The sequence below is a fragment of the Tindallia californiensis genome (assembly GCF_900107405.1).
Classification (GTDB): Bacteria; Bacillota; Clostridia; order Peptostreptococcales; family Tindalliaceae; genus Tindallia; species Tindallia californiensis.
Window position 1 is genome coordinate 282,920 of sequence record NZ_FNPV01000004.1, and the last position, 14,877, is coordinate 297,796.

Here is a 14,877-nt window from a genome sequence, read left to right on the forward strand (position 1 = left end):
GTGATGTGAAAGAAAAAAGGTTAATTCATGATTCTCATTGTAGAACATACCGCAACCCCTTTGGGGCTGTGGTATGCTCATCAGAAATAGAACTCTGTCTTTCGGGAGAGCTGCTTTTTTCATCAAGGAAAGTGTATCTAAGAGTGTGGCAAGATGATCGCGGTGAATCTCTTATTGAGATGAAACCTCAGAGTGGTAAAAAAGATTTTTTTTATGCTACGATCAAAAGTCCTTTAAGCCCATGCCTGCTTTGGTATTATTTTATTATTGAAACAGATAATGAAATTTATTATTATGGAAATAACAAAGAAAGATTGGGAGGGATAGGAGAAGTAAGCCGTGACATTCCTATATCTTATCAAATAACCGTTTACAAGGAAATGGAAATACCAAAGTGGTACTTAAAAGGAGTTATGTATCAGATTTTTCCAGATCGATTTTATAATGGACTGAAAAATGGAGCCATTAGAAATGATAAAACAGAAAGACTTCTTCACGGAAAATGGGAAGATGAACCACTATACATTAAAGACCCTTCAAAAGGCAATGTCATGAAATGGGATTTTTTTGGTGGTAATTTAGAGGGTATTTTAGAAAAACTAGATTACTTAGAAGAACTGGGAATAACCATTATATACCTAAATCCCATTTTTGAAGCGGCTAGTAATCACCGTTATGACACCGGAGATTATAGAAGGATTGATCCGATGCTAGGGTCAGAAGAATTATTTGAAAGGTTGTGCAAAGAGGCTGAGAAAAAAGGCATTAGCATTATTTTGGATGGAGTCTTCAGTCATACAGGAAGTGATAGTCGTTATTTCAATAAAGAAGGAAACTACGATTCCCTTGGAGCCTATCAATCAAAGAACTCCCCTTACTATCCCTGGTACCGTTTTATGGAGCATCCTGATCATTATGACTGTTGGTGGGGCGTTGATACAATGCCAAACATCAATGAACTGGAACATTCCTATAAAAATTTTATTTATGAAGGCAAAAACAGCGTCATTCGGTACTGGATACAAAAAGGAGCCGCAGGGTGGCGATTAGATGTAGCGGATGAACTACCTTCTGATTTTATCAAAGGAATGAGCAAGGTTGTTAAGGAAGAGCGTAAAGATGCTGTCTTGATAGGAGAAGTATGGGAAGATGCTTCTAATAAAGTAAGTCATGGAGAAAAACGTCAGTATTTGCTAGGGGAAGAATTGGATTCTGTCATGAATTATCCTTTTCGAAACATTGTTTTAGGCTTTCTCCTAGGAACTCTTACGGGTTATGAAGTTGATGCTCAGCTTATGAGTTTATATGAAAACTATCCACCAAATCATTTTTATAGTTGTATGAACTTGATAGGTAGCCATGATCGAACAAGAGTCCTAACACGGTTAGGGGAAGCTCCGGATCCAAGCACCTTAACAGAAACCCAAAAAATGCAGTATAAGCTTTCTGAAAAGCAGCGAAGGCTAGCGGTAGACAGATATAAATTAGCGAGCTTATTACAAATGACCTTTCCAGGAGTCCCTTCGATTTATTACGGAGATGAAGCTGGAATGGAAGGTTTCTCGGATCCATTGAATAGAAGGACTTACCCCTGGGGAAAAGAAGATGAAGAAATGATACAATGGACAAAGAAAGTCATTGAAACAAGGCGTCAGTTTATGGCATTGCAAGAAGGAGAATGGAGTAAATGGCTGGTGGGAGAAAGACATTATACGTTCCTTAGGAAATATGCTGATGAGGTAATCCTGGTAGCGATTAATGCTGGTAATGAGGATATTGAGCTTATCGGAAAAATGCCGGAGGTAGATAAAGGACAGATGAGAGATCTGTTAGATGACCATCATACGGAAATTCAGGGAAATGAAATAAGGATTCGTTTGCCGGCATTGTCAGGAAAAACTTATTTGCTGCAGGCTTAAAACCATGTTCGTGATAAGGGAGGGGTATTATTGTATGAATCTAAGATAAAAGATTCCTTTGTGGATGATTTGTTTCGGGCAATACTGGCCTTGGAAACAGAAGAGGATTGCTATCGTTTTTTTGAAGACATTTGCACGATTAAGGAAATACAGTCCATTTCCCAAAGACTGGCAGTTGCGAAACTTCTTAAGGAAAAAAAGACATATACTGAAATAGAAAAACAGACAGGAGCAAGCACAGCTACGATAAGCCGTGTTAACCGCTGTCTGATTTATGGAGCTGATGGATATCAGCGTATTCTGAAGCGTCTGGAAGAATAGGCCTACTTTTTATTAGAAAGATTAAAAGCTTTATGCAAACTTTGAACCGCTAAAGCAGCTTCTTTTGTGTGAACGAGGCAAGAAATGGTTGCGTGAGAATCTGCTGTCTGCAAAACCTGTATATTATCTTCTGTTAACGCTTTTAGTACAGTGGCCATGACTCCTGGTATCCCTGTCATACGATTGCCCACAATGGTAACTTTGCTTAAATTGGTGGTTGTTTGGAAAGATACTGGATATGCTTTCATTACTTCATGAAGTGCTGTGCTCTGATCTTCATTGATAATAAACATTTTTTTTTCTGGTGTAAAATTAATCATATCAATACTAATTCCATGAGCAGCTAAAGCGGTAAAAAGATTGCTTTCGATCAGTGGGTTAGGTTCTGCCTGTGAAATAACAACTTGGGAAAAGCGATCCTTTTGCGTTACGGCTGTTAGCAAATGTTGTGGCTTTTTAGTTGAATATTGAAGATCAAAATGTTGCCGCTTTGAGCATATTAAGGTACCAGGGTGATTTGTATGTGTATTTTTAATCTTAAGAGCAAGATTGTTTTGACGAGCGATTTCTACAGCCCGGGGATGGATGACTTTTGCTCCCAAGTCGGCCATTTGAAACACTTCGTCATAATGAATTTCCTTAAGAATGCATGCATCTTCAACCACTCTTGGATCAGCAGTCATAATGCCATCAACATCTGTATAGATTTCTACACAGTCTGCTTTTAATGCAGCTCCGATAGCGGCTGCCGTTGTGTCGGAACCACCTCTTCCTAAGGTAGTAACCTTTTGATTAGTCGTGATTCCCTGAAACCCAGTAACAACAGGAATAACACCTTGGTCGAGGTACGTACATAAGCGCTCTTTTTCGATCGATAGGATATCGGCACTACCAAACTCATCATTAGTAACAATACCTGCCTGCCAGCCAGTTAATGCTTCTGATTCGTAACCAGATTTTTTTAACTTATCCGATAAAAGGACAGAAGAAATGATTTCACCACAGCTTAATAGTAAATCCATATGACGAGAGTCAGGGGAAGTACCTTCGATAAATAAAAGGTTTTTTAATGTATCCGTAGCATAAGGCGATCCATTTCTTCCCATTGCCGATACGACGACAACGGGGGAATAACCATTTTTTGTAGCGGTAATGATTTTATCTATTGCTTTCTTTTGATCCTCAGCGGTTGCAAGAGAAGTACCGCCAAATTTTTGTATAATGATTTTCATCGAATCCCTCTTTCTGCCATCATGTTTCATGATTATTTTATTAAAAGCTATTCTTCTGATATAATCCTACTACAAGATGAGATTTTTTTAAAGATTCTATGTCATGAATGGAATTAAAAAACCTGATGGAATCTAAGAATCCTGTTTATTGGAGGAAGAAAAATGAACCTTATTGCAGATACGCATTGTCACACAATTGCCAGTGGTCATGCTTACAGCACCATTCAAGAAATGGCGTTACAGGCGTCAGAAAAGAAAATTAGCCTGATCGCCATGACTGATCATGGTCCGGCAATGCCTCATGCGGCATCAAAACTACATTTCAGAAACCTAAAAGTACTTCCGTCCCATATGTATGGAGTAGAGGTGCTGAAGGGAGCTGAGGTGAATATTGTTGACCATAACGGACAATTAGACTTATCGGATAGCATCCTACAACCGCTAGAGCTTGTTATTGCCAGTTTTCATTTGCCTTGCATCAAGCCAGGAAGTGAAAAAGAGAATACAGACACATTGATTAAAGTGATGAGAAATCCGCATGTAGATATATTAGGCCATACAGGAAATCCGGCATTTCCTGTTCAAATAGAAAAAATGGTTGAAGCGGCAGGGAAATATGGTAAATTAATTGAGGTGAATAATAGTTCCTTGACACCATATAGCTTTCGAAAAGGAAGCTGGGAAAGATGCATGAAAATCCTGGAAACCTGCCGAGATTATAAAGTGCCTGTAGTTGTCGGTAGCGATGCTCATATATCCTGGGATATAGGTAAATTTGAAAAAGCCAGAGAAATGATAAAGCAACTTAATGTGCCAGAATCCTTGGTGTACAGCACGGATATTCAGAGATTGAAAAAGCATTTGGGAATTGCAGAAAGGTGATTTGGCTTCTGTTGTAATGAAAAAAGAATGAAATAAGAGAAAAAAGTGTTGACAGTGGGGAAGATGCTCGTTATAATAGTTCGTAATTACTGAAAATTTTAATAATCTTAAGGAAAGCTGTGTGAGAAAAATGCTGAACCAAACAGAAAAGAACTTAAAAAACATCTTTGATACTTATGTATTTAGCTATTTCTGGGGCTATTTTTATTTTAGCGCTGGCGCTTTTGCATGGTTAAAATTTCAAAGAAAAAAGTTCTTTCTAAGGAACAGCGAAGCTGAATTATTGCTATAGCCTAAGGCTTATTATTAGTATCAGTGCAATAGTGGTATCGTGTACACAAAAGGTGTCTCTTAGAAAGAGGCACCTTTTTTATTTTGTATAAAAATTTAAGGAGGAAAAGAGATGGTAATTGTTATGAAGCCCAATACGGAAAGAGAAAAAGTGGAAAAAATTAAGAACAAAATGCTTAGTTTAGGTTGTGAAGTCCACGAGTCAAAAGGAACTAACCGAGTGCTGTTAGGCCTAGTAGGAGATACCCGACGAATTAATCCCGGTCAGATTGAAGCAAATGAAAATGTGGAGCAACTGATTCGTGTTATGAATCCATTTAAGCTGGCTTCAAGAGATTTTCATCCGGAAGACACCGTAGTGAAGGTTAATGGAACGAAAATTGGAAACGGTAGTATGGTAGTTATTGCTGGACCTTGCGCGGTTGAAAGTGAAGAGCAACTGATGGAAATAGCGGTTAATGTAAAAGCCAATGGAGCTAATATGATTCGTGGAGGAGCTTTTAAGCCAAGAACTTCACCTTATAGCTTCCAGGGACTTGGAGAAGAAGGGTTAAAATTATTGAGAAAAGCAAAAGAAATAACAGGTCTTTCTATTGTTACAGAAGTAATGGATCAGGAAAATCTGGATATGGTAGCCGAATATGCCGATGTGTTACAGATAGGTGCCCGAAACATGCAAAACTATGCTTTATTAAAACAAGCCGGAATGAGTAGCAAGCCGATCATGTTGAAAAGAGGACTTAGTGCTACTATTGAAGAATGGCTTATGTCAGCGGAATACATCTTATCGAAAGGAAATCCTAATGTTATTCTTTGCGAAAGAGGTATCCGAACCTTTGAGAAATACACCCGAAATACATTAGATTTAAGTGCTGTGCCAGTAGTAAAAGAACTTAGTCATTTGCCAGTAGTGATTGATCCCAGTCATGGAACAGGAAAGTGGAATCTGGTCGAACCAATGGCTAAAGCAGCTGTAGCAGCTGGTGCTGATGGATTAATGGTAGAAGTTCACAATCAACCGGAAGAAGCGGTATCGGATGGCGGACAATCGTTGAAATACGATAACTTCAAAAGCATGATGAATACAGTTCAAAAGATATATGCCGTTCGATAAGCTGGAGGTATAGAAATGCATGATTTTAATAAAATAGCGCTAATAGGCGTAGGTCTGATGGGAGGTTCCTTTGCGCTGGCGCTTAAAGAGAAAGGAATTTCCTGTCAGATTACTGGTTTTGATACTCAAAAAAAGGCATTGGAAAATGCAATTCAGTTGTCCGCTATTGATTTTACAAGTAAGAAAATAAGCGATGCCGTCATAGAGGCTGACCTGGTAGTCCTGGGTACTCCCGTTGGTCATTATGATGAAATAATAAGAGAAATGCTACCAGCACTAAAAAAGGGAGCTATTGTGACAGATCTGGGGAGTGTCAAAGAAGCGGCTGTAAAATCAGCTCAAAATCTTCCATCACATATTCAGTTTATTGGCGGTCATCCCTTAGCAGGGTCGGAAAAGGGAGGGATAGAAGCGGCTAGTCCGTATCTTTTTGAGAACGCCTATTACTTTTTAACGCCAGCGATCCATACCGAATCAAGGGCTGTTGATAAAATGAAATCATTGGTATCTCGGATTGGTGGTTTTCCCATTATCATGACGCCGGAAGAACATGATAGTATTGTAGCGAAAACTAGTCACTTACCTCATTTAATGGCTTCTGTCCTTACGTGTATGATGGAAAATGAAAAAGATGAATCATTAAAAAATTTTGCAGGAAGTGGTTTTCGGGATACGACCAGGATAGCTTCAGGAAATCCGGTGATGTGGGAAGAAATATTTTATTACAATGAAAAAGAACTGCTAAAAAGCTTGGGCCAACTGGATTGTATGCTTAAAAGATTTCAACATGCGATGATTTCTTCAAACAGAGATGAAATCCGAAGGTTATTGGAAATTGGAAAAAATTATCGAGATCAATTGCCACAGACAGGAAAAGATTACATTCCCAAAAGATATGAACTTTTTGTAGATATCAAAGATGAACCGGGTGCCTTGGCACAAATAACAAGCACCATTGGAAGTGCAGGGGTTAATATAAAAGAGATAGAAATCGTACATTCTCGTGAAGGAGAAAAAGGTGCTGTGAGATTAGCGTTTGCCAAAAAAGAAGAAGAGGCTCGTGCAATGCAAGCCTTAGGAAAAAAAGGCGTATCCTTTAGTCGCCAAAAAGGAGAGATTAATGATGTTAACGGTACATAAAGCAAATAAGCTAAAGGGTAAGTGCGTTGTTCCGGGAGATAAATCGATCAGTCATCGGGCTGTTATGCTATCAGGCATTAGCAAAGGTACCACAAAAATAGGAGGATTTTTGAAAGGGGAAGATTGCCTTGCGACGCTCCGATGCTTTCAGCAAATGGGTGTGAAGGTTAGGGAAGAGAAAAACCAATTGTTTATTACAGGAAAGGGACTTCATGGCCTTGAAGAACCGGAAGATGTTTTGGATGCCGGAAATTCGGGAACTACCATGAGGCTTATGGCAGGGATATTGAGCGGGCAAGATTTTTATTCTGTTATCACAGGGGATGCATCTCTTCGAAAAAGACCGATGAAACGAATTGCTTTTCCATTAAGAAAAATGGGTGCCGGGATAGATGGAAGAAAGATGGGTACGCAGGCACCATTGACGATTCGAGGTGGAGGACTTAAAGGAATAGAATATCAACTTCCGGTAGCTAGTGCGCAAATAAAGTCAGCTGTCTTGCTAGCCGGTTTGTTTGCCGATGGTGTTACAAGTGTTATTGAACCGAGAGTTAGCAGAGATCATACAGAAAGAATGCTTCAGTCTTTTGGAGTGACTGTCCGACAAGATGGGCTGAAGTGTACGGTGAAATCAGAAGAGCTACAAGCAACTCACATTGAAGTTCCCGGAGATATTTCTTCAGCGGCATTTATTTTAGTTGCAGCGGCATGCATAAAAGGGTCAGACGTGACTTTGGAAAATATTGGAATCAATCCAACGAGAGCTGGGATTATTGATGCACTTTGTCAAATGGGTGCGGAAATAGGCATTAAGAACAAACGAGAAATAGGTGGCGAACCAATAGCCGATGTGAGAGTAAAAGGTTCAGATTTGAAAGCCGTGGAAATAGGAGAAGAGCAAATTCCCAGCCTAATTGATGAGATACCGGTATTGGCCATAGCGGCTGTGTGTGCTAAAGGTACTACCCGTATAACAGGTGCAGCAGAACTAAGGGTTAAAGAAACGGATCGTATCAGTGCGATGGAAGAAGAGTTAAAAAAAATAGGGGTTGAAATAACAGCTTTAGAGGATGGCATGATGATTGATGGACCACAAATAATTACCGGAGGTTCTACGGATAGTCATGGTGATCATCGTATTGCAATGGCAATGGCTGTTGCAGGTCTGCTTTCAGAGGAACCTATAACAATTGACAATCATCATTGCATGGCAGTTTCCTTTCCAGGCTTTATAGAGACAATTGAAAATTTGCGTGAAGGCTAAGCGATAAAAGATTATATTACCAGAGGAGAGGTCGCAATGAAATGTGGATACTTGGGGCCGGAAGGGTCGTATAGTTATCTGGCTCTAAAGGAGGCATATCCAGAGCTGAAACCAGTGCCAACGACATCCTTTATTGAAATACTGGAAAAACTTGAAAGTGGAGAAGTTGATTTTGGGTTTCTGCCGGTGGAGAATTCTACAGAAGGAGCCGTAACAGTAGTGATGGACAGCCTTTTGGACTTAAAGGATATTGTCATACAGGGAGAAGTGGTTTACAGCATAAAACATCATTTATTTAATACGACAGGAAAGATGGAAGAAGTGAAAATTATTTCATCTCATCCTCAGGCGCTGGAACAGTGCCGTGGATTTTTTAGAAGAAAATATCCTCATGTAAACCTGATATATGCAGAAAGCACATCAGCGGCATGTTGTCAGGCGAAAGAAAAGGGGAGCGAGTACGCAGCTGTAGCTAGTATGTGGGCAGGAGAAAAAAATGGTCTAAAAGTAGCTTGTCAGGATATTCAAGATAACCGATTTAATCAGACACGGTTTGTGAAATTAGGAAAAATACGGAAAAAGCCAACAGGTAAGGATAAAACATCCATTGCTTTTTCTTTTCCATATGATGAACCAGGCAGCTTGCATAAAATATTAAAAGTTTTTTCAGATAACCATATAAATCTGTCACGAATAGAGTCCAGACCAGCCAAACAGGAGTTAGGCCAGTATATCTTTTTTATCGATTTCAATGGACACAAAGAAGAGCCATTGATTGAAGAGATCTTAAAAGAGTTAGAGCGCTACACAAGGAAACTATACTTATTTGGATCTTATCCAAGATCAGAAAAAACCTTATAAGGTAGGAGGCTTAAAATGCTAAGATTACTAACCGCCGGAGAATCCCACGGGCAGGCAGTAACCGGTATTTTGGAAGGAATGCCGGCTGGAGTGCGTTTGTCAAAAGAAAAGATTAATAGCTACTTGTCAAAAAGACAGTCAGGGTATGGTAGAGGTGGCCGGATGAAAATTGAAAAAGATTGTATTCAAATCTTATCCGGAGTGAGAGGCGGTATCACCTTAGGAAGTCCTATCAGTTTTATGGTTGTTAATAAAGATTACGAAAACTGGGTAGAAGGAATGGATCCCTTTGAAGGAAACCTTAATTATAAACAGGTGCACCATCCAAGGCCTGGACATGCCGACTTAGCAGGTGCACTTAAATACGGATTTGATGATATGCGGCATGTGTTAGAACGAAGCAGTGCAAGAGAAACGACGGCCAGAGTTGCAGCTGGAAGTATTGCGGGACATATTTTATCAAATTTCAATATAGAATGGGCCAGTCATGTCAGGCAGATTGGAAGCGTATCCATAAGAGAAAAAGAAGTAGCATTTGATGCGTTGAAAAAGGCGGAACATTCGTCGGTACGTTGTATATGCAAGCAAACGGAAGAGGAAATGATAAAAGAAATTGATACAGCAAAAGCCAAGGGAGATACATTAGGTGGAATTATTGAAGTTCAAATTAGTGGGTTGCCAGTGGGATTGGGAAGCTATACTCACTGGGACCGCAAATTAGATGGGAAATTGGCTAGTAGCCTAATGAGTATTCAAGGGATAAAAGCTGTCGAAATTGGCGATGGATTTGAGGGTGTAGTGCAATCGGGCTCCTTGATTCATGATGAAATATTTTATGAAGAAAAGAAAGGCTTTTATCATAAAACAAATCATGCTGGCGGCATCGAAGGCGGAATGAGCAATGGGGAAGTATTGATTGTAAGATGTGGCATGAAGCCTATTCCTACCTTGATGAAGCCCTTGAAAACTGTAGACTTTCATCAAAAAACGCCACATGATGCAGCGGTAGAACGAAGTGACACCTGTGCGGTACCTGCAGCAGCCATTGTGGCAGAAGCGGCCGCCATCTTTGTTTTAGCGGATGCATTCATGGAAACTTTTGGAGCAGACTCCATGAAGGAGATGAAAGAGAGATGGAAAAAATAATTGCAGAATTTCATCAAAGATCGTATCCTATTATGATTGAACCGGATTTATTATCGCACTTTTCAATACAAGAAAGGTTGGATGGAACCGGGGATCAAAAGTGGGTACTCATTACAGACAATAAAGTATCTCTTGCTCAACAGGAACTGGTCCAAAACTTAAAAGCACAGGCGTACCTTTCGATAGAAATAGAAAACGGAGAGTGGAGTAAATCCTTTCAGCAAATGGAAGAGATATTAGATAAAATGGCGGAAGCCGAAGTGAATCGTTACGATGGATTAATTGCATTAGGTGGTGGGGTAGTAGGCGATCTAACAGGATTTTGTGCTTCGGTTTATATGAGAGGAATTGAGTGGGTGCAAATTCCGACTACCCTACTTTCGCAGGTAGATAGTAGTGTTGGTGGAAAAACAGGTGTAAACTTGAAGGCGGGCAAAAATATGGCAGGTAGTTTTTACCAGCCGTCATCTGTTTGGATCGATCCCTGTATCCTGAGAACATTATCTGAAGAGCAATACTGGGCAGGAATGGCGGAAGTTATCAAGTATGCTGTGATAGAGAAAAATGGTATTGATCAATGGCTTGAAAATCACTGGGAATCCATAGTCCTCAGAGAACCGAAAATCCTGAGCCAATTAATCGGAAAATGTGTTGAATGTAAAAACAGGATTGTCATGAAAGATGAAAGGGAAAAGGGCCTTAGGAAAATTCTTAACTTTGGACATACAGCAGGCCATGCAATGGAAAAACTTTCTGACTTTCAACTGATTCACGGTGAAGCTGTTAGAAGGGGAATGCTGTTTGAACTTGAACTGGCCCATAAATTAGGTAGAATCAATCTTGAACAGTATCAGAGATATAAAAAGTTGGTAGAAAAAATACCTGTAACAAGGAAAGAAGAAAGTTATCAGATGTCTGAGCTAATAAAGAGCATGAGCAGTGATAAGAAAAATCGTGATCAGTTAATTTCTTTTGTGTTGCCTGATCATAACCAGGTAATGGAAGAAATGTTTCTGTCTCCTGAAGAAGTGAATGAAATGATGAAATAAAAAGCAAAACCCTGATAGTGGGTTTTGCTTTTTATGTTGATAGGGTTGAGAGATAAGCGATTATTCTTTTAGTGACGGTCCAACCCTTCGGCTTCCAGTTTTTTCATAAATAGGTTAGTAATATAATGAGTGGATAACTGTTTTTCAAAGATAGATGCGTCAGAAGGAATTTGAAGCCGAGCTTTTCCATCTTCAAACCCAAAGCCTTCTGTATAAAGAACCGGTGATTCATTCAAGGGCCAAAAGGTAGGTTCTTCAGTCAGTGATTGAAGTCCTTGATAACCGGGAGTATTGACTGCTAAGTCGGCTGTAATAGCAGCTGTTGTCCCATAGTCAAAGGGCTTACGAAGAATAGCGGCTATTTTAGTAAGAACTTCCCAGTTTTTCATTGTCTGAGCAGGTTCTAGAACATTGGTCAATGGCTGTAGGCGTCGTTCAAAACTAGTATAGGTGCCTTCTGTTTCTGCATGAATAGCAGCTGGTAGAAACACATCAGCCATTTTAGCTGTTTCTGTTAAATGGGAATCCATTACCATCAAGAAATCAAGGCTCTTTAGTTCTTGTGCAGGTAAATCTTCTCCCAAAAGAAGTAATCCTTTTAGGTGACCGGCTCTGATTGAATCTAAGATAGCCGCCGCATCTTTGTGAATGCCCAGGAGTGGGAGAGCTTGACTATTATTTTGAGGCTGTAATTTAAGCAATCCTTTTCTAGGTGCACCAATCTGACCTGCAAGAACAGCTATGTTCGCTAACATGACCTCTGCTTCGGAAGTAAGGGTTTTGCTGTCGAAAACAATCATAGCCGATTTAGCATCACTATAAATAGCAGCTATTTTAGCAGCTTCCGTACTTGGCTTTACATCCTTCAGATTTTCTTTTAAGGCTTCGAATCCTTCAACAGCTGCTGGGTTACAACCTTTTTCGATCAGAGATGCAGCTATTTCTTTTAAGAAAGACAATTGATTTTCGGGAGTTACGTTGATGGTTGCCCATTCGTCAGCTTTTGTCTTTTCAGGATTAACAGTGATTAATTGAGCACCATTTTCCTGGACAGCTTTTCGGACCTTAACGCCTGCCATTGCGTGATCTCGCATAATCTGAGAGCCAATCAAAAGAATAACCTGAGTCCGGAGAACTTCTTCTAAAGTGTTAGGAGAAGCATCAATTCCTAATACATCCTGAAGGCCTCCATTCTTTCGATTAAGAGAACCTAACCAAGGAGTATGAAGCACTTCATGCGCAAGTCGCTTGGCCGTATATATTTCTTCATTTGTCCAATGGTCAGACACGGTAAGTGCTATGGAATCAGCCCCATTTTGGAACCCAATCCCTTGAGCTTTTTTAGCTACAAGAAGCAAGGCTTCGTCCCAGCTAGCCTCTACCAGTTCTCCGTCTTTCCTGATCATGGGAGTAGTGATTCGCTGATTTTTCTGAGCCATATCAAAACCAAAACGTCCTTTAACACAAAGTAATCCGCCGGAAGAAGGGCTGTCTAGCTTTGGGAGTGATCGAACTAACATATTTCCACAAACTTCTAAGGTTTGCTCACATCCAACACTGCAATATCCACATACGGTATCTACCTGATGGGCTTCAACAGGTACTGACTTTTCAATCAGAAGGCGCTCCTGCAATGCACCTGTGGGGCATACGTCAACACATTGACCGCAGGAAATACAGTCTGTATCTTTGAGAGGACGATCCATGGCCGGTTTCACGATTGTATCGAAACCTCTGTCAACAAGACCAAGAGCTGTAATATCCATCACTTCCTGGCAAACACGGACACAAAGACCGCAAAGAATACATTTATCTGGGTTGCGATCAATGAAAGGATGCGAATTTTCTGCTTGACGTTGATGCATTTCACCCGCTAGGCGGTCTGGTTCTACATGATAGTCATTAGCGTATTCTAGAAGTTTGCATTCAAAGTAATCATGACAACCGCATTCCAAGCAGCGTTTTGCATCTTCGACAGCTTGCTCCGGTGTGAAACCAAGACCAACCTCCTCGAAATTTTGTCTCCGGAATTCAGGCGACAAATGTGCCATCGGCGGCCGATTGGCTGTTTCTCGATGAGCAAATTCTTCTACCTTGATATCTTCTGCTTTACGTGTTACTAAATAAGGCTTTTCATAGCGAACCTGCACTCCGTTGACATACTCATGGATAACTTTGGAAGCGATTTTGCCGTCACCGATAGCTTGGATAGCAATTTTCAAGTTGTCATTAATGGCATCTCCGCCGGCAAAAATTCCGGGAATGCTGGTAGAAAAAGTTTTTTCATCAGAAATAATGGTATCCCATTTGGTTCTTTCTAAAGCTTCGAATCCTTCCACATTGACATATTGGCCAATAGCAACGATAACAGAGTCAAGTTCAAGGATTTCTTCTTCACCTTCAATAGGTACAGGGCGTCGTCTTCCGCTAGCATCCGGCTCTCCTAATTCCATTTTCTGTAGACGGATTTTTTGGACACGACCATTTTCGCCAATGACTTCCAATGGACTAACAAGAAACTTAAAAATAACGCCTTCTTCTTCAGCCTCAACAATTTCGATTTCCTCGGCTGGCATTTCGCCGCGAGTTCTTCTGTAAAGGTTGTATACTTCGTCAGCACCCAGACGGACCGCTGTTCTACAGGCATCCATGGCTGTGTTTCCGCCACCAATAACGGCTACTTTTTTACCTATTTTAATTGGTTTGTTTTCAACAACATCTCGAAGAAAGTGAATACCACCAATAACACCTTCTAAATCCTCGCCTTTACATTTCATTGGAGAACTTTCCCAGCAACCGATAGAAAGATAAACCGCATCATTATTAGTGCGAAGATAATCCAGAGTTAAATCCTGACCAATCCTTACATTATTGATCATTTGAGCACCCATTTTTTCAATAATACCTATTTCCTGATTTAATACATCTTTAGGAAGGCGGTACTGAGGAATACCATATTTGAGCATACCGCCCATTTCAGGCATCATATCATAAATAGTTACTTCATGACCTTCCTGCAACAAGTAATAGGCCGTCGAAAGACCACCTGGACCACCACCGACAATAGCTACTTTTTTTCCGCTAGATTCTTTGATTTCTGGTATAAATACTTCTGGATCCTGTAAATCTATGTCAGCTACAAATCGCTTATGCCAAGCAATAGCAACTGGTTCATCCTTTAACTCTCTACGACAGGCATCTTCGCAGGGATGAGGGCATACACGACCGATGGAAGCCGGAAGTGGCAACTGTTCCTTTATTAATTTAAGAGACTCTTTGTATTCGCCATTAGCGATTAATCCTACATAACCCTGACAATCGGTCTTTCCAGGGCATTCAAGCACGCATGGAGGTCGGCAGTCGCCGGTATGGTCTGTCAGCAATAATTCCAGAGCAATTTTGCGATTGGCTTTGATAGTTTTGGAATTAGTTTTGATGACCATATCTTGACTGATTTCTGTAGCACATGCACGTAGTAGTTTAGGAATTCCCTCCACTTCAACGATGCAAAGACCGCAGGAACCATATATTTCCATTCGTTCATCGTAGCAAAGCGTTGGTATTTCAATTCCATTTGCACGAGCGACCTGAAGAATTGTTTGCCCATGTTGCCCTGTGACTTCTTTTCCGTTGATATTTAACCTGATCACAGACATAC

At 40.3% G+C, this 14,877-nt stretch carries 11 protein-coding genes; 9 read left to right on the plus strand and 2 right to left on the minus strand.

The features are described 5' to 3' along the window. Nucleotides 1-5: 5 nt before the first annotated feature. Together BLV55_RS07270 and BLV55_RS07275 are read left to right on the plus strand one after the other, a co-directional pair. The gene (locus BLV55_RS07270; protein WP_093312859.1) at nt 6-1,919 is read left to right on the plus strand and encodes a glycoside hydrolase family 13 protein; all 1,914 of its coding nucleotides are present in this window, start codon (nt 6-8) and stop codon (nt 1,917-1,919) included. A gap of 30 nt (nt 1,920-1,949) precedes the next feature. Then, nucleotides 1,950-2,240 (plus strand): YerC/YecD family TrpR-related protein, encoded by a 291-nt coding sequence (locus BLV55_RS07275; RefSeq protein WP_093312861.1) that lies wholly within the window; start codon nt 1,950-1,952, stop codon nt 2,238-2,240. Between the two features lie 2 nt (nt 2,241-2,242). Here BLV55_RS07275 and dapG read toward each other — a convergent pair whose 3' ends face one another. Then, a complete protein-coding gene (gene dapG / locus BLV55_RS07280; RefSeq protein WP_093312863.1) occupies nt 2,243-3,472 on the minus strand; it encodes an aspartate kinase in 1,230 nt (409 codons plus the stop codon). Between the two features lie 162 nt (nt 3,473-3,634). Here dapG and BLV55_RS07285 point away from each other — a divergent pair, with 162 nt between their 5' ends. The 7 genes from BLV55_RS07285 (at nt 3,635) to aroB (ending at nt 11,219) form a co-directional block, all read left to right on the plus strand. Beyond that, nucleotides 3,635-4,354, plus strand: coding sequence for a phosphatase (locus tag BLV55_RS07285; RefSeq protein ID WP_093312865.1), 720 nt, complete (start codon nt 3,635-3,637; stop codon nt 4,352-4,354). A gap of 403 nt (nt 4,355-4,757) precedes the next feature. After that, complete coding sequence (gene aroF / locus BLV55_RS07290) at nt 4,758-5,759, plus strand: 3-deoxy-7-phosphoheptulonate synthase (protein WP_093312867.1); 1,002 nt, start codon at nt 4,758-4,760, stop codon at nt 5,757-5,759. A gap of 15 nt (nt 5,760-5,774) precedes the next feature. After that, complete coding sequence (locus BLV55_RS07295; RefSeq protein ID WP_093312869.1) at nt 5,775-6,899, plus strand: prephenate dehydrogenase; 1,125 nt, start codon at nt 5,775-5,777, stop codon at nt 6,897-6,899. Beyond that, nucleotides 6,883-8,163, plus strand: a complete 1,281-nt coding sequence (gene aroA, locus BLV55_RS07300) for a 3-phosphoshikimate 1-carboxyvinyltransferase (RefSeq protein ID WP_093312871.1) — start codon at nt 6,883-6,885, stop codon at nt 8,161-8,163. The genes BLV55_RS07295 and aroA overlap by 17 nt, the downstream gene beginning before the upstream one ends. 36 nt (nt 8,164-8,199) lie before the next feature. Then, on the plus strand, nt 8,200-9,024 hold the full coding sequence (pheA, locus tag BLV55_RS07305; RefSeq protein WP_093312873.1) for a prephenate dehydratase: 825 nt from the start codon (nt 8,200-8,202) through the stop codon (nt 9,022-9,024). A gap of 15 nt (nt 9,025-9,039) precedes the next feature. Next, entirely contained in the window at nt 9,040-10,170 is a 1,131-nt protein-coding gene (gene aroC / locus BLV55_RS07310; RefSeq protein WP_093312875.1) for a chorismate synthase, read from the plus strand. Beyond that, the gene (aroB, locus tag BLV55_RS07315) at nt 10,158-11,219 is read left to right on the plus strand and encodes a 3-dehydroquinate synthase (RefSeq protein WP_093312877.1); all 1,062 of its coding nucleotides are present in this window, start codon (nt 10,158-10,160) and stop codon (nt 11,217-11,219) included. The genes aroC and aroB overlap by 13 nt, the downstream gene beginning before the upstream one ends. 68 nt (nt 11,220-11,287) lie before the next feature. Here aroB and BLV55_RS07320 read toward each other — a convergent pair whose 3' ends face one another. Continuing rightward, nucleotides 11,288-14,875 carry a molybdopterin-dependent oxidoreductase gene (locus BLV55_RS07320; RefSeq protein WP_093312879.1) on the minus strand — a complete coding sequence of 1,196 codons (3,588 nt, stop codon included), beginning with the start codon at nt 14,873-14,875 and terminating at the stop codon, nt 11,288-11,290. Nucleotides 14,876-14,877 lie beyond the last annotated feature (2 nt).

Coding starts and splice junctions, on each gene's coding strand:
- dapG (WP_093312863.1), bottom strand. CDS start 3,472: ATGAAAATCATTATACAAAAATTTGGCGGTACTTCTCTTGCAACCGCT.
- BLV55_RS07285 (WP_093312865.1), top strand. CDS start 3,635: ATGAACCTTATTGCAGATACGCATTGTCACACAATTGCCAGTGGTCAT.
- aroF (WP_093312867.1), top strand. CDS start 4,758: ATGGTAATTGTTATGAAGCCCAATACGGAAAGAGAAAAAGTGGAAAAA.
- BLV55_RS07295 (WP_093312869.1), top strand. CDS start 5,775: ATGCATGATTTTAATAAAATAGCGCTAATAGGCGTAGGTCTGATGGGA.
- aroA (WP_093312871.1), top strand. CDS start 6,883: ATGTTAACGGTACATAAAGCAAATAAGCTAAAGGGTAAGTGCGTTGTT.
- pheA (WP_093312873.1), top strand. CDS start 8,200: ATGAAATGTGGATACTTGGGGCCGGAAGGGTCGTATAGTTATCTGGCT.
- aroC (WP_093312875.1), top strand. CDS start 9,040: ATGCTAAGATTACTAACCGCCGGAGAATCCCACGGGCAGGCAGTAACC.
- aroB (WP_093312877.1), top strand. CDS start 10,158: ATGGAAAAAATAATTGCAGAATTTCATCAAAGATCGTATCCTATTATG.
- BLV55_RS07320 (WP_093312879.1), bottom strand. CDS start 14,875: ATGTCTGTGATCAGGTTAAATATCAACGGAAAAGAAGTCACAGGGCAA.